We start from the raw sequence: 17,967 nt of genomic DNA, 5'->3' as shown, positions 1-17,967 counted from the left end.
GAGAGGGAGGTGCGAGAGCGAGTTTCGCCGGATTGCTTGACAGCCGCGACATCCCGGCGAAATGTTCAACCTCCAAGATAACTATTGCCTGCCGGGTCCGGCCAGGCACCGATCCCCCCCGCACCATCCCGACACCATCCCGACGGAGGTGGACGTTGACCATCGTGCGAGCCGCCATCAGCCAGACGACCTGGACCGGCGACAAGGAGTCGATGCTCGACAAGCACGAGCAGTTCGCGCGCGACGCGGCCGACCAGGGCGCCCAGGTGATCTGCTTCCAGGAGCTGTTCTACGGCCCCTACTTCGGCATCACCCAGGACCAGAAGTACTACCGCTACGCCGAGCCCGCCGACGGCCCGGTCGTGCAGCGCTTCGCCGCGCTCGCGAGGGAGCTCGGCATGGTGACGGTGCTCCCGATCTACGAGGAGGACCAGACCGGGGTCTACTACAACACCGCGGTCGTGGTCGACGCCGACGGCACGGTGCTGGGCAAGTACCGCAAGAACCACATCCCGAACCTCGACAAGTTCTGGGAGAAGTTCTACTTCCGTCCCGGCAACCTGGGCTACCCGGTGTTCGACACCGCGGTCGGCAAGGTCGGCGCCTACATCTGCTACGACCGGCACTTCCCCGAGGGCTGGCGCGAGCTCGGCCTGGCCGGCGCCCACCTCGTCTTCAACCCCAACGCCACCAAGCCCGGCCTCAGCAACCGGCTGTGGGAGGTCGAGGGTCCCTGTGCGGCCGTCGCCAACGGCTACTTCGTGCTCCAGCCCAACCGGGTCGGCCTGGAGGACAACGAGTACGGCGACCAGGCGGTCGACTTCTACGGCACCAGCCAGGTGATCGACCCCCGCGGCAACTTCGTCGGCGAGCGCGGCTCGACGGAGAAGGAGGAGCTGCTGGTCCGCGACCTCGACCTGGACATGGTCCAGCAGATGCGCGACGACTGGCAGTTCTACCGCGACCGCCGGCCCGACTCCTACACCGCGATCGCCCGCCCCTGAGAGGAGCCCGGATGCCCGACCTGATCATCGAGAACGGCACGGTCGTCAACGCGACCGGCACGGCGGCCGCGGACGTGGTCGTCGACGGCGAGACGATCGCGGCGGTGCTCGCGCCCGGCGTGGCCGAGACGGTGGGCCTGCGGGCCGACCGGGTGATCGACGCGACCGGCAAGTACGTGATCCCCGGCGGCATCGACGCCCACACCCACATGCAGCTGCCGTTCGGCGGCACCGAGGCGTCCGACACGTTCGAGACCGGCACCGTCGCGGCGGCCTGGGGCGGCACGACGTCGATCATCGACTTCGCCGTCCAGCGCTACGGCGAGCGGGTCGAGGACGGCCTCGCCGCGTGGCACGAGAAGGCCGACGGCAACTGCGCGATCGACTACGGCTTCCACCAGATCATCGGCGGCGTCGACGACGAGGCGCTCAAGGCGATGGAGCGGCTGGTCGACGAGGGCATCACCTCCTACAAGCTGTTCATGGCCTACCCGGGCGTCTTCTACAGCGACGACGCGCAGATCCTGCGGGCGATGCAGAAGGCCCGCGAGCTCGGGCTGCTGACGATGATGCACGCCGAGAACGGCCCGGCCATCGACGTGCTCGCCGCCCAGCTGGCGGAGTCGGGCCGCACCTCGCCGTACAACCACGGCGTCGCCCGCGCGTGGCAGATGGAGGAGGAGGCCACCCACCGGGCGATCATGCTCGCCGACCTCACCGGGGCGCCGCTCTACATCGTGCACATGAGCGCGAAGCAGGCGGTCGAGCAGGTGGCTTGGGCCCGTGACCGCGGGAAGAACGTCTTCGGCGAGACCTGCCCGCAGTACCTCTACCTCTCGCTGGAGAAGAACCTCGGCGCCCGCAGCGAGGAGTGGGGCGACTTCGAGGGCGCCAAGTGGGTCTGCTCGACCCCCTCCGCTCCGAGGAGGAGGGGCCACCTGGAGGCCATGTGGCAGGGCCTGCGGACCAACGACCTGCAGATGGTGTCGACCGACCACTGCCCGTTCTGCATGAAGGACCAGAAGGAGCTGGGCAGGGACGACTTCCGCGCGATCCCCAACGGGATCGGCTCGATCGAGCACCGGGTCGACCTGCTCTACCAGGGCGTCGTCGACGGGCGGATCTCGCTGCCGCGGTGGGTGGAGCTGGTCTCGACCACCCCGGCGCGGATGTTCGGGCTCCACGGCCGCAAGGGCGTGATCCAGCCGGGCGCCGACGCCGACATCGTCGTCTACGACCCGCAGGGCCACACGTCGATCGGCGTCGGCAAGACCCACCACATGAACATGGACCACTCGGCGTGGGAGGGGTTCGAGATCGACGGCCACGTCGACGTCACGATCTCCCGCGGCACCGTCCTCGTCGAGGACGGCGAGTTCCGGGGCCGGGCCGGTCACGGCCGGTTCCTCGAGCGCGACCTGTCGCAGTACCTGGTCTGAGGGGGGAGAGATGGACTTCGGTGTCGTCCTGCAGACGAACCCCGCCGGCCTGGCGGACGGTCGGCCTCGCCAAGCAGGCCGAGGAGCACGGGTTCGACTACGTGTGGACCTTCGACTCCCACCTGCTGTGGCAGGAGCCGTACGTCATCTACTCGGCGATCCTCGCCGAGACCAACCGGGTGGTCGTGGGCCCGATGGTGACCAACCCGGCCACCCGCGACTGGACCGTCACCGCGTCGGTCTTCGCGACGCTCAACGAGATGTACGGCAACCGCACCGTCTGCGGCATCGGCCGCGGCGACTCGGCGGTCCGGGTGCTCAACGGCCGCCCGACGACGCTGCGGGAGGTCCGCGAGGCGACCCACGTGATCCGCGAGCTCGCCAACTGTCGGCCGGTCGAGCACAACGGGTCCAAGCTGCAGTTCCCGTGGGCGCGTACGTCGTCGCTCGAGGTGTGGGTGGCGGCGTACGGGCCGCTGGCGCTCAAGACGGCCGGCGAGGTCGGCGACGGGTTCATCCTCCAGCTGGCCGACGTCGACGTGGCCCGGTGGATGATCGGCAAGGTGCGCGAGGCGGCCGCCGCCGCGGGGGCGCGACCCCCGACGCGCTGACGTTCTGCGTGGCCGCGCCGGCGTACGTCGGCGACGACACCCCGTCGTCGGTCGCGCACATGCGCGACCAGACCCGCTGGTTCGGCGGGATGGTGGGCAACCACATCGCCGACATCGTGTCCAAGCACGGCGAGGACGCCGAGTTCCCGCGCGTGCTGATCGACTACATCAAGGGCCGCACCGGCTACGACTACAACACCCACGGCCGGGCCGACAACGACCACGTCCAGTTCGTCCCGGACGAGGTCGTCGACCGGTTCTGCATCCTCGGCACGGCCGAGCAGCACGTGCGCAAGCTGATGGAGCTCAAGGCCATCGGTGTCGACCAGTTCGCGATCTACCTCCAGCACGACAACAAGGGAGGGAGACGCTGCGCGTCTACGGCGAGTCGGTCATGCCGCTGCTCCGCGAGCACGTGGTCGCCAAGGCGTAGCCCGTGCGGACGACGACCGGCTGGCTGCCGCGGCTGCGCGCCGTGCTCCTCGGCGTCCTCGGGCTGGTGGCCGTCGCCGGCGTGTGGGAGGCCTACAAGGCCCTCGGCCCCGACGACGGCGTCGTGGTCGGCGACGACCGGGTGCTCCCGCGCACCACCGACCTCGCGATGCCGCACGTCTGGGACATGCTCACCCGGATCACGGAGCCGGTCACCAGCCTGGCCGGCGCCGACCCGCTGTGGCGCGTGGTCCTCGACGCGACCGTGGTGTCGCTCGGGATCGCCGCGGTCGGCTGGCTGGTCGGCACGACGGTCGGGCTGGCGCTGGCGCTGCTCATGCAGCGGGTGCGGCTCGCGGAGTGGGGCCTGCTGCCGTGGATCGTGCTCAGCCAGACCGTGCCGCTGATCGCGTTCGCGCCGGTGGTGCGCAGCTGGGGCTCGCGGATCGAGATCGGCGGCTGGGAGTGGCCGCCGTGGCTCTCCGTCGCGGTGATCGCCAGCTACCTGGCGTTCTTCCCGGTCGCGATCGGCGCGCTGAAGGGGCTGCAGTCGCCCGAGCGGATCCACACCGAGCTGCTGCGCAGCTACGCCGCCGGCCACCGGCACACGTTGCTCAGCTGCGGGTGCCGGCCGCCGTGCCCTACCTGCTGCCGGCGCTGCGGCTGGGCGCGGCCAGCGCGGTGGTCGGGACGGTGGTGGCCGAGGTGTCCACCGGCTACCTCGACGGCGTCGGCCGGCTGCTGGTGTCCTACGCCGGCCAGGCGTCGGGAGACCCTGCCAAGGCGTGGGCCCCGATCTTCGGTGCGGTCGCCCTGGGGCTGGTCGCGGCCGGCGTGGTCGGCGCGTTGGGCGTGGTGCTGCGCAACTACCGACGAGGAGAGGCGGTCTGATGCAGGAGGCGGTCCGGGTCACCGGGGTCACCAAGACGTTCGCGACCCGCAAGGGGGAGGTGCGGGCGCTCGACGACGTCGACCTCACGGTCGCGGACGGCGAGTTCGTGTCGTTGATCGGCCCTTCGGGCTGCGGCAAGTCGACCCTGATGCGGCTGGTCGCCGACCTCGACGAGCCCACGTCGGGTTCGGTCGAGGTCTTCGGCAAGACGGCCTCGGCAGGCGCGCGCCGACCAGGACTACGGCATCGCCTTCCAGCAGGCCGGGCTGCTGCCCTGGCGCACGGTGGCCGCCAACATCGCCCCTGCCCCTGGAGATCCACGGGGTCGGACGGACGCAGCGCCGCGCCCGGGTGGCCGAGCTCGCGGCGCTCGTCGGCCTGGAGGACTTCGCCGACCGGCACCCCGACCAGCTGTCCGGCGGCATGCAGCAGCGGGTCGCGATCGCGCGTGCGCTCGCCGAACGACCGCGGTTGCTGCTGATGGACGAGCCGTTCGGTGCGCTCGACGAGATGACCCGCGAGCGGATGCAGACCGAGCTGGCGCGGATCCGGGTCGAGACCGGCGCTGCCGTCGTGTTCGTCACCCACTCGATCCCCGAGGCCGTCTTCCTCGCCGACCGGGTGGTGGTGATGTCCGCGCGCCCGGGCCGGATCACGGCGATGGTGACGACCGGGTTCGGCCGGGACGAGCGGCGCGACGAGGCGCTGCGGGAGTCGCCGGCGTTCTTCGACAAGGTGACCGAGGTGCGCGAGGCGCTCCACGGCAGTCCGGTCCGCTCGCCGGCGCTGGAGGGCCGCTGATGGCTCCGTCGACGGCGCGCGCTGCCCGGGTCGCCGCACCCGTCGTCGTCGGCGTCGCCGGGTTGGCGGTCTGGCAGCTGCTCGTCTCGGTCGTCGGCGTCTCGGAGTACCTGCTGCCCAGCCCCGCGGAGATCTGGACCGAGCTGCGCGAGAACTCGGCGGCCATCCGCGAGGCCACCTGGATCACCGGGGGCAACTCCCTCGCCGGGCTGGTGGTCGGGGCGGTGCTGGGAGTCGTGCTCGCGGCGGTCGCCGCCTGGGCACGGTGGGTCGACGGGATGCTCGCACCGGTGGTCGCCGGTGTCGCCGTCGTCCCCATCGTGGCCCTCGCGCCGGTGCTTAACTCGATGTTCGGCGCCGACAACCAGTACGGACGCCGCGCGATCGCCGCGCTGGCCGCCTTCGTCCCGGTCTTCCTCAACACCCTGCGGGGACTGCGGCAGACCACACCGCTGCACCGCGACCTGATGCGCAGCTATGCCGCCTCCGGGTGGCAGACCTTCCGCCGGCTGACGCTGCCCTCCGCCGCGCCGTACGTGCTGACCGGTGTCCGGGTCGCCAGCTCGCTCGCGGTGATCTCGGCGCTCGTGGCGGAGTACTTCGGAGGACCCCGGGGCGGTCTCGGTGCGTTCATCTCCACCTCGGCCGCGACCAGCGCCTACGCCCGCGCGTGGGCCTACGTCGTCGCGGCCATCGTCCTCGGCCTCGTCGCCTTCGTCGTCGCCGCGCTGCTGGAGCAGACGGTCCAGCGTCGACTGCCGGCAGGGGCGCTCCGGTGAACCGGCACACCACCCTCGAAAGGAACCAGATGAACAACCGAATCCGTCGCGTGCTCGCGACAGGAGCGGTCGCCGTGGCGGTCGCGCCGATGCTGGCGTCCTGCTCCGACGACGACGGTGGCGGCGCCTCCGGCAGCGACACCACCCAGGTCCGGCTCCAGCTGCAGTGGCTGCCGCAGGCACAGTTCGCCGGCTACTACGCGGCCGTCGAGCAGGGCTTCTTCGAGGAGGAGGGGCTCGAGGTCGAGATCATCCCCTCGGGCGGCGACATCGTCCCCCAGGACGCGCTCGCCGCCGGCGACGTCGACTTCGCCATCGCCTGGGTGCCGAAGGTGCTCGGCTCGATCGAGCAGGGCGCCGAGCTCACCAACGTCGCGCAGATCTTCCAGCGCTCCGGCACCCTGCAGGTCTCGTGGGCCGACTCCGACATCGAGTCCGTCGCCGACTTCGAGGGCCAGCGGATCGGGTCGTGGGGGTTCGGCAACGAGTGGGAGATCTTCGCCGCGATGGCCGCCGAGGGCCTCGACTCCACCTCGGTCGAGATCGTCACCCAGGACTTCAACATGAACGCCTTCCTCCAGGGCGACATCGACGCCGCGCAGGCGATGACCTACAACGAGTACGCCCAGCTGCTCGAGACCGTGGACCCGGACACCGGCGACCTCTACCAGCCCGAGGACTTCAACGTGATCTCCTACGAGGACACCGAGGGCGCCATGCTCCAGGACGCGATCTGGGCCGACACCGAGCGGCTGGAGGACGAGGACTACCAGGAGACGACGGTCGCGTTCCTCAAGGCGGTCATCAAGGGCTGGGCGTTCGTGCGCGACGACCCGCAGCAGGGCGCCGACATCACCCTCGCCGCCGGGTCGAGCTGGGGCCCGAGCCACGAGCTGTGGATGGCCAACGAGACCAACAAGCTGATCTGGCCGGCCGAGAACGGGATCGGCGTCATCGACGAGGCCGCGTGGAACCAGACGGTGGAGGGGGCGCTGGCCGCGGTGAACGAGCAGGGTCAGAGACTGATCACGGAGGAGCCGTCCGACTCGGCCTACACCAACGAGTACGTCGAGCAGGCCATCGAGGAGCTCGGGGACGAGGTCGACACCGTCGGCGCGGACTTCGAGCCGATCGAGGTCACCCTCAACGAGGGCGGCAACTAGACGAGGATCGTGGGACCTCCCGACCACGGACGAACGAAGGAGCAATCATGACCGACCCGGCCGGCGCCGGCGCCGACCTCGACGCGCGCACCCTCGAGCTCGACCGCGCGCACGTCTTCCACTCGTGGAGCGCCCAGGGGGCGCTGTCGCCGCTGGTCGTCGCCGGCGGCCAGGGGGCGAAGGTGTGGGACCACTCCGGTCGCACCTACCTCGACTTCTCCAGCCAGCTGGTCAACGTCAACATCGGCCACCAGCACCCCAAGGTCGTCGAGGCGATCCGGGAGCAGGCGGCGACGCTGGCGACCATCGGCCCGGCGACCGCCAACCTCACCCGGGGCGAGGCGGCCCGCCGGATCGCAGCGAAGGCCCCAGAGGGCCTGGACAAGGTGTTCTTCACCAACGGCGGCGCCGACGCGGTCGAGAACGCGATCCGGATGGCGCGGCTCCACACCGGGCGCGACAAGGTGGTGTCGACGTACCGCTCCTACCACGGCAACACGGGCGCGGCGATCACCGCGACCGGCGACTGGCGCCGGGTGCCCAACGAGTACGCCCGCGGCCACGTTCACGTGTTCGGCCCCTACCTCTACCGCTCGGAGTTCTGGGCGACCACCCCGGAGGAGGAGTGCGAGCGCGCCCTCCACCACCTCCGCCGGGTGATCGAGGCCGAGGGCCCCGCCAGCGTGGCCGCGATCCTGCTCGAGTCGATCCCCGGCACCGCGGGCGTCCTCGTCCCGCCGCCGGGCTACCTGCGCGGCGCCCGCGAGATCGCCGACGACCTCGGCATCGTGCTGATCCTCGACGAGGTGATGGCCGGGTTCGGCCGCACGGGCGACTGGTTCGCCCACACGGCGCACGACGTCGTGCCCGACCTGATCACGTTCGCGAAGGGCGTCAACTCCGGCTACGTGCCCGTGGGCGGCGTCATCATCAGCGACCCGATCGCGGCGACGTTCGACGAGCGCGTGTTCCCCGGCGGCCTCACCTACAGCGGGCACCCGCTCGCCGCGGCGTCGATCGTCGCCTCCATCGACGCCATGGAGAGCGAGGGCATCGTCGAGCACGCGGCACGGATCGGCGCCGACCTGCTCGGCCCGGGGCTCCAGCGGCTCGCCGCCAAGCACGACGTCGTCGGCGAGGTGCGCGGCACCGGCGTCTTCTGGGCGATCGAGCTCGTCGCCGACCCCGACACCCGCCAGCCGCTGCCCCCCGAGCTCGTGGGCAAGGCCAAGGCCGCGCTCGTCGAGCGCGGGCTGGTGCCCTCGTGGCCGACAACCGGATCCACGTCGTCCCGCCGTGCGTGGTCACCGAGGACGAGGTGACCGAGGCGCTGGCGACGTACGACGAGGTCCTCGGCCTCCTGTGACGACCCCCGACGAAGTGAGGAACCCATGACCGACGTACTCGACCACTGGATCGCCGGCCGGCCCGACGCCGGCAGCTCCGACCGCACCGGCCCCGTCTACGACCCCGCCCTCGGCGTGGTCGCCAAGGAGGTCCGCTACGGCTCCGCCGACGACGTCGCCCGCGCCGTCGCCGCCGCCCGCGAGGCCTTCGCCGACTGGGGCCGCTCGTCGACCGCCCGGCGCCAGCAGGTGCTGTTCGGCTTCCGCGAGCTGCTCAACGCCCGCAAGGACGAGCTCGCCGCCATCCTGACCGCCGAGCACGGCAAGGTGCTCTCCGACGCCGCCGGCGAGATCGCCCGCGGGCTCGAGGTCGTCGAGTTCGCCTGCGGGATGCCGCACCTGGCGAAGGGCGCGTTCTCCCCGAACGTGTCGACCGACGTCGACGTCTACTCCGTCAAGGAGCCGCTCGGCGTGGTCGGCGTCATCAGCCCGTTCAACTTCCCGGCCATGGTGCCGATGTGGTTCTTCCCGATCGCGATCGCGGCCGGCAACGCCGTCGTGCTCAAGCCGAGCGAGAAGGACCCGTCGGCGGCCAACTGGATGGCCGCGCTGCTCCAGGAGGCCGGGCTGCCCGACGGGGTGTTCAACGTGGTCCACGGCGACAAGGTCGCCGTCGACGCGCTGCTCACCCACCCCGACGTCGCCGCGGTATCGTTCGTCGGCTCGACGCCGATCGCGAAGCACGTCTACGAGACCGCCACCGCCCACGGCAAGCGGGTGCAGGCGCTCGGCGGCGCCAAGAACCACATGCTGGTCCTGCCCGACGCCGACCTCGACCTGGTCGCCGACTCCGCGGTCAACGCGGGGTTCGGCTCCGCCGGCGAGCGGTGCATGGCGATCTCCGTCGTGCTCGCGGTCGACCCGGTCGGCGACGAGCTGGTCGAGAAGATCCGCGACCGGATGGGCAAGCTCGTCACCGGCGACGGCCGCAAGGGCTGCGACATGGGCCCGCTGATCACCCGCGAGCACCGCGACAAGGTCGCCGGCTACATCGACCTCGCCACCGACGACGGCGCCACCGTCGTGGTCGACGGCCGGGAGGCGCAGTTCGACGGCGCCGCCGAGGGTTTCTGGCTCGGCCCCACGCTCGTCGACCGCGTCCCGACCGGCTCGAAGGTCTACACCGACGAGATCTTCGGCCCGGTGCTGTCGGTGGTGCGGGTGTCGTCCTACGCCGAGGGCGTCGAGATCATCAACGCCGGCCCCTACGGCAACGGCACCGCGATCTTCACCAACGACGGCGGCGCCGCGCGCCGCTTCCAGCGCGAGGTCGAAGTCGGCATGGTCGGCATCAACGTGCCGATCCCGGTGCCGGTCGCCTACCACTCCTTCGGCGGCTACAAGGCCTCGATCTTCGGCGACGCCAAGGCCTACGGCCCGCAGGGGGTCGACTTCTTCACCCGGGAGAAGGCGGTCACCAGCCGCTGGCTCGACCCCTCGCACGGGGGCCTCAACCTGGGCTTCCCCAGAACACCTGAGGCAGGGGACACCTCAGTAGGGGGCGGCGGTGGCCGGCCGACGGGCCGGCCACCGCCGGTGGGACCTCGTCGCTAGAGTCCCCTCGTGCCCGAACGCGTCCTCGTCACCGGTGCCTCCGCCGGGCTGGGGGCGGCGCTCGCCGACGCCTACGAGGCGCGCGGCGCGCAGGTGCTGCGCACCGACCGGGAGCCGGTGGACGGCGGGCTGCGGCTCGACGTGACCAGCGACGCCGACTGGGTCGCGGCCCGCGAGCACGTGGAGCGCACCTGGGGCGGGCTCGACGTGCTCGTCAACAACGCCGGCGTCGCTGGCGGCGGCCGGCTCGACGTCGCCGGCATCGACGAGTGGCGGTGGATCACCGACATCAACCTGTTCGGCGCGGTCCGCGGCACGGCGACGTTCGTCCCGCTGCTCAAGCGGCAGCGCAGCGGTCGCATCGTCAACGTCGCCTCGTTGGCGGGGCTCGTCCACCCGGCCGGGATGGCGTCCTACAACGCGGTCAAGGCAGCGGTGGTCGCGCTCACGGAGACGACCGGGCACGAGCTCGCCGCCCACGGCATCACCGCGCACGTGGTGTGCCCGTCGTACTTCCGGACCGGGCTGATGACCCGCGCCCGGGGCCGTGACACCGCGCTGACGACGGTGATGACCCAGCTCGTGGAGCAGGCCCCGCTCGGGGCCGAGGAGATCGCCGCCGCCGTGCTCGACGGCCTCGACCGCGGCGACGAGGTGATCCTGCCCGACCCGGCCGCGCGGGCGGCGTACGACCTCAAGGTCGGCGACCGCGCGGCCTACGACGCGTTGCTGCGCGACCAGGCCCGCAAGCTGGAGCAGCTGGGCACCCAGGAGGAGGCGGAGTGAGCGAGGCAGTGGACGAGAGCCGGCCGGTGCGCGCCGAGGACGCGTTCGACGTCGGGGCCGTCGAGCGGTGGCTCGACCGCGGGCCGGTGGCGGAGGTGCGGCAGTTCCCCCGGCGGCGCCTCCAACCTGACCTACCTCCTGCGGATGGAGACCGGGCCGGAGCTGATCCTGCGCCGACCGCCCGCGGGCACCAAGGCGAAGGGGGCTCACGACATGAGCCGTGAGTACCGGATCCAGGCCGCGCTGGCCCCGGTCTTCCCGCAGGTGCCGACGATGGTCGCGTACGCCGCCGAGGACGAGAGCCCGATCGGCAGCGAGCTCTACGTGATGGAGCGGGTGCCGGGGGTGATCCCGCGCAAGGAGCTGCCGTTCGAGGTCGCGCCGGACCGGGTGTCGGCGCTGTGCCGCGCGGCCGCGGACACCCTGGTGGACCTGCACTCCGTCGACGTGGCGGAGGTGCCCGACCTGCGGGCGCTCGGCCGGGGCGAGGGCTACGTCGCCCGCCAGGTCGCCGGCTGGACCAAGCGCTTCGCCGCCGCCCGCACCGACGACACCGGCGACTGGAGCGACGTCGTGGCCTGGCTCGACCAGCACCAGCCGGCCGACGTCGGGCAGTGCCTGATCCACAACGACTACCGCTTCGACAACATGGTCCTCGACCCCGCCGGCCTCCGCGACCCGGGCCGCGACGTCAGGATCGTGGCGCTCCTCGACTGGGAGCTGTCCACGGTCGGCGACCCGCTGATGGACCTCGGCGGCGCGATGGCCTACTGGGTGGAGGAGCAGGACGACGAGTTCTTCCTCATGTTCCGCCGGCAGCCGACGACGACGCCGGGGATGTGGAGCCGCGACGAGCTCGTCGACTACTACTGCCGCGCGGCGGGCATCGACCTCACCGCGCGGGAGTGGCGGTTCTACGAGGTGTTCGGCCTGTTCCGGCTCGCCGTGATCGCCCAGCAGATCTGGTACCGCTACTTCCACCGGCAGACGACCAACGAGGCGTACGCCGTGTTCGGTCCCGCGGTCGGCTACCTCGAGCGTCGCTGCCGGTCGCTGATCGCCGGCTGACGGCTGCTGAGGGGCTGCGACCGTGGGACTGCTGCTGCTCGTCCGGCACGGCCAGGCGTCGTTCGGTGCCGACGACTACGACGTCCTGTCGCCGACCGGCTGGGAGCAGGGCCGCGTGCTCGGCCGCCGGCTCGCCGCGGAGGGTGACCCGCCGGCCACCGTCCTGCACGGCGGCCTCCGTCGCCACCGCGAGACCTGGGCGGCGATCGCCGACGGGGCCGGCTGGGCCGCGACCGCCGGGGTCGACGCCGACTGGGACGAGTTCGACCACCTCGCCGTCATCGACCGCCACCCCGAGCTGCCCGGCGGCGACCTCGACCGCCGGGGGTTCCAGGCGCTGTTCGAGCGGGCCACCGCCCGCTGGGTCCGCGGCGACGACGACGGCTACCCCGAGTCCTACGACGCGTTCGTCGCACGCGCCCGCCGGGCGCTCGCGCGCGCCGCCGAGCGGCCCGGCCCGACGCTGGTGGTCACCTCCGGCGGCGTCGTCGCAGCGGTCGCCGCCGCCCTCGTCGCCCCCGCCCGGCGACCCGACGGTGCTCGGCCACGTCTGGGGCCGGTTCAACACGGTCGTCGCCAACACGTCGGTCACCAAGGTGATCGTGGGCGCCACCGGTGCCCGGCTGCTGACGTTCAACGAGCACCCGCACCTCCCGCGCGACCTGGTGACCTACCGCTAGCGGCCTGTGCGCCCGGAGCGGCTCGAAAGCGGTTCGGGTGGGTACCAGGAGCGCATGAGGACGATCCTGCTGATCCTGGTGGTGCTGCTCGTGGTGGCGGCGGTCTTCTACCTCCTGCGGCGCCGCCCGTAGCGCCTCAGATCAGCCGCTTGAGCACGGGCAGCGGCGCGTGCTTCATCACCGGCGCCAGCACCGACCACGGCAGCTGCGGCACGCACGCGTCGGCGACCTCCTTCTCCATGGCGGCGACCATCGCCCCGCACGCCCTTCTCGGTCGAGACCATCAGCGGGGTCGACTGCTCGACCTGCTCGTTCATCTCCGAGCGGATGTAGCCGGGGTAGAGCACGGTCACCTTCACCTTGCCGTGCAGCCGGGAGCCGTGGAGCTCGGTGCGCAGGCCCTCCGCGAGGTGGGCGACGGCGGCCTTCGTGGCGGCGTACGTCGTCATCGAGCTCGGCATGCCGCGCATCGCCGACATCGACGACACCATGACGAGGTGCCCGGCCTCCTGGGCGCGGAAGATCTCCATCGTGGCCTCGGTCTGGGCGAGCGCACCGACGAAGTTGGTCATCGCGGTCTCGAGGTTGGCGTCGAACCGGCCGGTGCCGAGCCGGGCACCCTTGCCCAGCCCGGCGTTGACGACGACCCGGTCGAGCCGGCCGAGCTCGTCGCGGAACGACCGGAACGTCTCGAACACCGCCGCGTGGTCGGTGACGTCGAGCGACCGCACCGCCACCCGCCCGCCGTGGGCGCTCTCGATCTCCGCCCGCAGCTCCTCCAGCCGCTCGGTCCGCCGGGCGCACAGCGCCAGGTCGTGCCCCTTCGCCGCCAGCTGGCGGGCCATCTCCGCCCCCAGCCCGCTCGACGCGCCGGTGACCAGGATCGTCTTCGCCATGCCGGTGAGTGTCGCAGACCGTCGAATCGGCCCTCGTGGTGTGTCGAATCGGGTGTCGTGGTGTGTCGAATCGGGTGTCGTGGCGTGTCGAATCCGGCCGCGTGGCGGCCTGTGCATATCGGGTATATAGTGGCCATACCGAGTATGCAGAGGACGAGGAGACGTCGATGTCGGTGAAGCACGCGCTGCTGGCGCTGCTGGAGCAGGAGCCGAAGTACGGCTACCAGCTCCGGGTCGAGTTCGAGCAGCGCACGGGCACCACCTGGCCGCTCAACGTGGGGCAGGTCTACACGACGCTGACCCGCCTCGAGCGCGACGGCCTGGTGGCCGGCGAGGGCCAGGACGACGGCGGCCACGTGATCTACCGGATCACCGACGCCGGCCGGGAGGAGGTGGCGACCTGGTTCACCACCCCGGTCGCGCGCACCCAGCCCCCCGCGGGACGAGCTGGCGATCAAGCTCGCGCTCGCCGTCACCGTGCCGGGCGTCGACGTCGGCACCGTCATCCAGCAGCAGCGGAGCGCGACGATGGCCGCCCTCCAGGACTACACCCGCCTCAAGCGGCAGGCGACGGGCACCGACCCCGACGACCTCGCCTGGAGCCTGGTGCTCGACTCCCTCGTCTTCGGCGCCGAGGCGGAGGTGCGCTGGCTCGACCACTGCGAGGCGCGGCTGCGCCGAGCGGCCTCCCGACCGCTCCGCGGCGGCGCCGGCGACGGCACCGGCCGCCGACCAGGAGCGGAGCGCCCGATGACCGACGGAATCCTCGACCACGCCGGCCGCCTCGACCGCGCCGAGCGCCGCTGGCTCGCCGACGCGCGCGACCGGCTCCGGCGTACGACGTCCGCGACGGCGCCGCTGGTGGGGACCGGCGTCCGCGCCGCCCACCCTGTCCCCGCCGAGGAGGTGGCCCGATGACCGCGGTCCTCGAGATGGTCGACGTCACCCGTGTCCACGGCACGGGCGCGACGGAGGTGCATGCCCTTCGCGGCGTCTCGTTCCAGGCCCACGCCGGCGAGCTGGTGGCCGTGATGGGGCCGTCGGGGTCCGGCAAGTCGACCTTGCTGACGATCGCCGGCGGCCTCGACACCCCCGACCACCGGCACCGTGCGGGTGGAGGGGCACGACCTCGGCGGGCTCGACCAGCAGGGCCGGGCGGCGCTGCGCCGGACGTCGCTCGGCTACGTGTTCCAGGGGTTCAACCTGATCCCCGCGCTGACGGCCGCCGAGAACGTCGCGCTCCCGCGCGAGCTCGACGGCGTGCCGGCGCGGCGCGCCCGGGGCGAGGCCCGGCGGGCGCTGGAGGAGGTCGGGATCGGCGACCTCGCCGACCGGTTCCCCGACGACATGTCCGGCGGCCAGCAGCAGCGGGTCGCGATCGCGCGGGCCGTCGTCGGCGAGCGCCGCCTGATCCTCGCCGACGAGCCGACGGGCGCCCTCGACACCGAGACGGGGAGGAGATCCTGCGGCTGCTGCGCGCCCGCTGCGACGCCGGGGCGGCCGGCGTGCTCGTGACCCACGAGGCGCGGCACGCGGCCTGGGCAGATCGGATCGTCTTCCTGCGCGACGGCCGGGTCGTCGACGAGACCGGCGCCGCGCCGGTCGACCTGCTCGCCGAGCCGACCGCTCGATGAGCGCCGCCACCGGCGGCTGGCGGGTCGCCCTCCGCCTCGCCCGCCGCGAGGCCTGGCGCCGCAAGGCCCAGAGCCTCCTGATGCTCGCGCTGATCTGCCTGCCCGTCGCAGCGGTCACGGCCGCCGCGGTCGTGTGGCGCACCTCCGACGTCTCCGCCGCCGAGAGCGTCGAGCGCCGGATGGGCGCGGCCGACGCCCTCGTCGAGGCCACCGACAGCGAGCGGGTGGTCCAGGCCTTCGACCCGCTGGACGTGTCGAGCTGGGTCGGCGAGGAACGTCGTGACCCACTGCCGCTCGCGCGGCTGCGCGCGGCCCTCGGCGAGGACCGGCCGGTCACCCCGATCGCCCGCGAGTGGCTGTTCTTCGAGACCGACCGCGGCGCCGCGGACGCCGAGGTGGTGGTCGCCGACCTCGCCGACCCGCTCACCGACGGCCTGTTCCGCCCCGTCGAGGGAAGTACCCACCCGGTCCCGGCGAGGTCGTCGTCAACCGCGCGCTCACCGAGCGCGGACCGGGACTCGGCGACTCCCTGACGGTGGTCCGGGAGGACGACGACGGGCAGCACCGGTTCGACCTGGAGATCGTCGGCATCGCCGAGAGCGCCGCCGCGCACGGCTACCCCGCCGCCGGCGTCTCGCCCGGCCCCGACGGCCGGATCGTCCCCCGACGCCGGGGACCCGAGCGACACCCGCTCCTGGCTCGTCGGCGGCGGACCGGTGACGTGGGACGACGTCCGGGCGCTCAACGCGCTCGGCGCGCTCGTCACCTCCCGCGCGGTGCTCACCGACCCGCCGCCCGACTCGGCGCTGCCGGCCGAGATCCGGGAGCTCGAGCAGCCGGCCGACGACGCCGCGCTGACGGTGCTCGCCCTGATCGGCACGATGGTGCTGCTCGAGGTGGTGCTCCTCGCCGGCCCGGCGTTCGCCGTCCGCGCCAAGGCACAAGCCCATGCCCTCGCCCTGGTCGCCGCGGCCGGAGGCACCCCCGTCAGGCCCGTCGTACGGTGCTGGCCTCGGGCGTCGTGGTCGGCGCCGTCGGCGGCGTCGTCGGTGTCGCGCTCGGCGTGCTCGTCGGGCGGCTCGCGCTGCCGCTGGCGCAACGGCTCGACGACACCGCGTTCGGGCCGTTCGAGGTGCCGTGGCCGCTGCTCGCGCTGGTGGCCGGCTTCGGACTGGTCTCCGCGGTGCTGGCGGCGATCGTGCCGGCGTACTCAGCCTCCCGGCAGGACGTGGTGGCCGTGCTCGGTGGCCGCCGGGGAGAGGGGCGGCCGTCGCACCGGTCGCCGGTGCTCGGCGCGGTCCTGCTGCTGGTCGGCATCGGCGCGGCGACCGCCGGCGCCCTGCAACGCGGGCCCGGGGCACCGCTGATCGCCGGCGCGGCGATCGTCGCCGTCGTCGGCATGATCCTCCTGGTGCCGGTCACGGTGACGGCCGTCGGGAGGATGGCCGACCGGCTCCCGCTCGCGCTGCGGTTCGCGGCGCGCGACGCCGCCCGGCACCGCACCCGCACCGTGCCCGCCGTCGCGGCCGTCGGCGCGACCGTCGCCGGCGTGGTGGCCCTCGGGATCGCGGTGTCGAGCCAGGAGGCCGGCGACGAGCGCGGCTACGCGGCCCAGCTGCCGGACGGGTGGGCCTCGGTGGCGGTCATGGAGACCGCCGCCGCCGAGGACGACGTCGCCGAGGTGCTGTCGGACCGGCTGCCCGGCGCCGAGCTGCACCCGGTCACCGGCCTCGCGTCGACCGACGACCGGTGGACCGACCTGCTCTTCCGCACCGACGGCGAGCAGCTCGCCTTCGCCTACTGGGGCTCGGTGGGCACCGCCCACGTCGTCGCCCCGGACGTGCCGCCGTACGTCGCCCTGGCGGCGGGCGACCAGGAACGCGCCGAGGAGATGCTCGCGGCCGGCGGCGTCGTGCTGCTCCGCGGCGCCGACGACGCGGCGCCGGCCGTCGAGGTCGACGAGGTGACCGTGGTCGCCGAGCGGTACGACGACGCCGGCCAGGTCGCCGGGCGCACCCGCGCCGACCGGCCCGCCGTCGTGGTCGCGGTCGAGGAGCCGATGCCGCCGATCGCTTCGCTGGTCGCACCGGCGCTGGTGGAGCAGCTCCGCGTGCCGACCACCACGACCGCGCTCGTCACGCCCGGCCCGGTCAGCGAGGACGCCGAGACCGACCTCACCGAGGCCTTCGCCGCCCTGCCGACCGCCGGCTACTTCTACGTCGAGCGCGGCTACGTGCCCGACCCCGCGGTGCGCATCGCCCAGTGGGTGCTCGCCGCCCTCGGTGCCGTGCTCATGCTCGGCGGCACCCTCACCGCCACCTTCCTCACCCCTCTCCGACGCCCGCCCCGACCTCGCGACGATGAGCGCGGTCGGCGCGCCGCCCCGGACGCGGCGCGCGGTCGCGGCGGCGTACGCCCTGGTGGTGGGGCTGGTCGGGGCGCTCCTCGGCGCGCCCGTCGGGTTCATCCCCGGGCTCGCCGTGAGCCGGCCGCTCACGCGGGAGGCGGAGACCGGGCTCACGACCGTCGACGTGCCGTGGCTGCTCGTCGGCGCGGTCGTCGTCGGCCTCCCGCTCCTCACCGCCGCGGCCGTCGGCGCCTGTGCGCGCGGGCGGCTGCCGCTGGCGGCCCGGGCGGAGTGACGGGGCTGGGCGTACGGCTGGGGACTCAGGGGGCCGCAGGAGGCGCAGATTCATCACGGTATGTCGGTGAACCTGCGCCTCCCACGGCGTACCCACCGTGGGAAGCGCCGACTCGCCGACATCCCTTGATGAACCTGCGGCGGGAGTGACCCGCCACGAGGCCCGATTCGACCAACCACG

The 17,967-nt window shown here is 72.9% G+C and carries 18 protein-coding genes and 4 pseudogenes; 21 read left to right on the top strand and 1 reads right to left on the bottom strand.

Annotated elements, in window-relative coordinates:
* Positions 1 to 155: 155 nt before the first annotated feature.
* The 16 genes and pseudogenes from MF408_RS08435 (at position 156) to MF408_RS08370 (ending at position 12,615) form a co-directional block, all read left to right on the top strand.
* Positions 156 to 1,004, top strand: coding sequence for a nitrilase-related carbon-nitrogen hydrolase (locus tag MF408_RS08435; RefSeq protein ID WP_345893879.1), 849 nt, complete (start codon positions 156 to 158; stop codon positions 1,002 to 1,004).
* Positions 1,005 to 1,015: 11 nt separating this feature from the next.
* Positions 1,016 to 2,443 carry a dihydropyrimidinase gene (gene hydA / locus MF408_RS08430; RefSeq protein WP_240250992.1) on the top strand — a complete coding sequence of 476 codons (1,428 nt, stop codon included), beginning with the start codon at positions 1,016 to 1,018 and terminating at the stop codon, positions 2,441 to 2,443.
* 20 nt (positions 2,444 to 2,463) lie between these two features.
* On the top strand, positions 2,464 to 3,054 hold the full coding sequence (locus MF408_RS08425; RefSeq protein WP_240250991.1) for a TIGR03842 family LLM class F420-dependent oxidoreductase: 591 nt from the start codon (positions 2,464 to 2,466) through the stop codon (positions 3,052 to 3,054).
* Positions 2,991 to 3,893 carry an LLM class flavin-dependent oxidoreductase gene (locus MF408_RS08420; RefSeq protein ID WP_240250990.1) on the top strand — a complete coding sequence of 301 codons (903 nt, stop codon included), beginning with the start codon at positions 2,991 to 2,993 and terminating at the stop codon, positions 3,891 to 3,893. Before MF408_RS08425 ends, MF408_RS08420 begins: the two co-directional genes overlap by 64 nt.
* Positions 3,824 to 4,042: pseudogene (locus tag MF408_RS26800) on the top strand (ABC transporter permease); the annotation flags it as partial. The gene MF408_RS08420 and the pseudogene MF408_RS26800, both read left to right, overlap by 70 nt.
* 334 nt (positions 4,043 to 4,376) lie before the next feature.
* Positions 4,377 to 4,859, top strand: coding sequence for an ATP-binding cassette domain-containing protein (locus MF408_RS25175; RefSeq protein ID WP_275693374.1), 483 nt, complete (start codon positions 4,377 to 4,379; stop codon positions 4,857 to 4,859).
* Positions 4,757 to 5,179, top strand: a complete 423-nt coding sequence (locus MF408_RS25170; RefSeq protein ID WP_275693454.1) for an ATP-binding cassette domain-containing protein — start codon at positions 4,757 to 4,759, stop codon at positions 5,177 to 5,179. The genes MF408_RS25175 and MF408_RS25170 overlap by 103 nt, the downstream gene beginning before the upstream one ends.
* Positions 5,179 to 5,958, top strand: a complete 780-nt coding sequence (locus MF408_RS08405; protein ID WP_240250988.1) for an ABC transporter permease subunit — start codon at positions 5,179 to 5,181, stop codon at positions 5,956 to 5,958. Before MF408_RS25170 ends, MF408_RS08405 begins: the two co-directional genes overlap by 1 nt.
* Positions 5,959 to 5,987: 29 nt before the next feature.
* The gene (locus tag MF408_RS08400; protein WP_240250987.1) at positions 5,988 to 7,121 is read left to right on the top strand and encodes an ABC transporter substrate-binding protein; all 1,134 of its coding nucleotides are present in this window, start codon (positions 5,988 to 5,990) and stop codon (positions 7,119 to 7,121) included.
* Between the two features lie 47 nt (positions 7,122 to 7,168).
* Positions 7,169 to 8,443 (top strand): aspartate aminotransferase family protein, encoded by a 1,275-nt coding sequence (locus MF408_RS08395; protein ID WP_240250986.1) that lies wholly within the window; start codon positions 7,169 to 7,171, stop codon positions 8,441 to 8,443.
* A gap of 69 nt (positions 8,444 to 8,512) precedes the next feature.
* Positions 8,513 to 10,081 (top strand): CoA-acylating methylmalonate-semialdehyde dehydrogenase, encoded by a 1,569-nt coding sequence (locus tag MF408_RS08390; RefSeq protein ID WP_240250985.1) that lies wholly within the window; start codon positions 8,513 to 8,515, stop codon positions 10,079 to 10,081.
* A 9-nt stretch (positions 10,082 to 10,090) separates the two neighbouring features.
* On the top strand, positions 10,091 to 10,867 hold the full coding sequence (locus MF408_RS08385; RefSeq protein WP_240250984.1) for an SDR family NAD(P)-dependent oxidoreductase: 777 nt from the start codon (positions 10,091 to 10,093) through the stop codon (positions 10,865 to 10,867).
* The gene (locus MF408_RS08380; RefSeq protein WP_240250983.1) at positions 10,864 to 11,091 is read left to right on the top strand and encodes a hypothetical protein; all 228 of its coding nucleotides are present in this window, start codon (positions 10,864 to 10,866) and stop codon (positions 11,089 to 11,091) included. The genes MF408_RS08385 and MF408_RS08380 overlap by 4 nt, the downstream gene beginning before the upstream one ends.
* On the top strand, positions 11,012 to 11,935 hold the full coding sequence (locus MF408_RS08375) for a phosphotransferase family protein (RefSeq protein WP_240250982.1): 924 nt from the start codon (positions 11,012 to 11,014) through the stop codon (positions 11,933 to 11,935). Before MF408_RS08380 ends, MF408_RS08375 begins: the two co-directional genes overlap by 80 nt.
* 22 nt (positions 11,936 to 11,957) lie before the next feature.
* Positions 11,958 to 12,437 (top strand): annotated as a pseudogene (locus tag MF408_RS26795) (phosphoglycerate mutase family protein); the annotation flags it as partial.
* Positions 12,438 to 12,471: 34 nt separating this feature from the next.
* On the top strand, positions 12,472 to 12,615 hold the full coding sequence (locus tag MF408_RS08370; RefSeq protein WP_240250981.1) for a hypothetical protein: 144 nt from the start codon (positions 12,472 to 12,474) through the stop codon (positions 12,613 to 12,615).
* 107 nt (positions 12,616 to 12,722) lie between these two features.
* Here MF408_RS08370 and MF408_RS08365 read toward each other — a convergent pair whose 3' ends face one another.
* Complete coding sequence (locus tag MF408_RS08365; RefSeq protein WP_240250980.1) at positions 12,723 to 13,511, bottom strand: SDR family oxidoreductase; 789 nt, start codon at positions 13,509 to 13,511, stop codon at positions 12,723 to 12,725.
* Positions 13,512 to 13,678: 167 nt separating this feature from the next.
* Here MF408_RS08365 and MF408_RS08360 point away from each other — a divergent pair.
* The 5 genes and pseudogenes from MF408_RS08360 to MF408_RS08340 all read left to right on the top strand — a co-directional run.
* Positions 13,679 to 13,849, top strand: a pseudogene (locus MF408_RS08360) (helix-turn-helix transcriptional regulator); the annotation flags it as partial.
* Positions 13,850 to 13,988: 139 nt separating this feature from the next.
* A complete protein-coding gene (locus MF408_RS08355; RefSeq protein ID WP_240251764.1) occupies positions 13,989 to 14,429 on the top strand; it encodes a hypothetical protein in 441 nt (146 codons plus the stop codon).
* Positions 14,426 to 15,145 (top strand): annotated as a pseudogene (locus MF408_RS08350) (ABC transporter ATP-binding protein). The gene MF408_RS08355 and the pseudogene MF408_RS08350 overlap by 4 nt, the downstream one beginning before the upstream one ends.
* On the top strand, positions 15,142 to 15,678 hold the full coding sequence (locus MF408_RS08345) for a hypothetical protein (protein WP_240250979.1): 537 nt from the start codon (positions 15,142 to 15,144) through the stop codon (positions 15,676 to 15,678). The pseudogene MF408_RS08350 and the gene MF408_RS08345 overlap by 4 nt, the downstream one beginning before the upstream one ends.
* A gap of 2 nt (positions 15,679 to 15,680) precedes the next feature.
* Positions 15,681 to 17,936 carry an FtsX-like permease family protein gene (locus MF408_RS08340; RefSeq protein ID WP_240250978.1) on the top strand — a complete coding sequence of 752 codons (2,256 nt, stop codon included), beginning with the start codon at positions 15,681 to 15,683 and terminating at the stop codon, positions 17,934 to 17,936.
* Positions 17,937 to 17,967 lie beyond the last annotated feature (31 nt).

It is taken from the genome of Nocardioides sp. TF02-7, from assembly GCF_022437945.1.
Taxonomy (GTDB): domain Bacteria; phylum Actinomycetota; class Actinomycetes; order Propionibacteriales; family Nocardioidaceae; genus Nocardioides.
The sequence above is the reverse complement of the archived record's forward strand: the minus strand, read 5'-3'. Positions and strand labels throughout refer to the sequence as shown.

Bases quoted from the DNA above. Each gene is read 5' to 3' on its own strand.
- hydA (WP_240250992.1), top strand. From the start codon at position 1,016: ATGCCCGACCTGATCATCGAGAACGGCACGGTCGTCAACGCGACCGGC.
- MF408_RS25175 (WP_275693374.1), top strand. From the start codon at position 4,377: ATGCAGGAGGCGGTCCGGGTCACCGGGGTCACCAAGACGTTCGCGACC.
- MF408_RS08405 (WP_240250988.1), top strand. From the start codon at position 5,179: ATGGCTCCGTCGACGGCGCGCGCTGCCCGGGTCGCCGCACCCGTCGTC.
- MF408_RS08400 (WP_240250987.1), top strand. From the start codon at position 5,988: ATGAACAACCGAATCCGTCGCGTGCTCGCGACAGGAGCGGTCGCCGTG.
- MF408_RS08395 (WP_240250986.1), top strand. From the start codon at position 7,169: ATGACCGACCCGGCCGGCGCCGGCGCCGACCTCGACGCGCGCACCCTC.
- MF408_RS08390 (WP_240250985.1), top strand. From the start codon at position 8,513: ATGACCGACGTACTCGACCACTGGATCGCCGGCCGGCCCGACGCCGGC.
- MF408_RS08375 (WP_240250982.1), top strand. From the start codon at position 11,012: ATGGAGACCGGGCCGGAGCTGATCCTGCGCCGACCGCCCGCGGGCACC.
- MF408_RS08365 (WP_240250980.1), bottom strand. From the start codon at position 13,511: ATGGCGAAGACGATCCTGGTCACCGGCGCGTCGAGCGGGCTGGGGGCG.
- MF408_RS08345 (WP_240250979.1), top strand. From the start codon at position 15,142: ATGAGCGCCGCCACCGGCGGCTGGCGGGTCGCCCTCCGCCTCGCCCGC.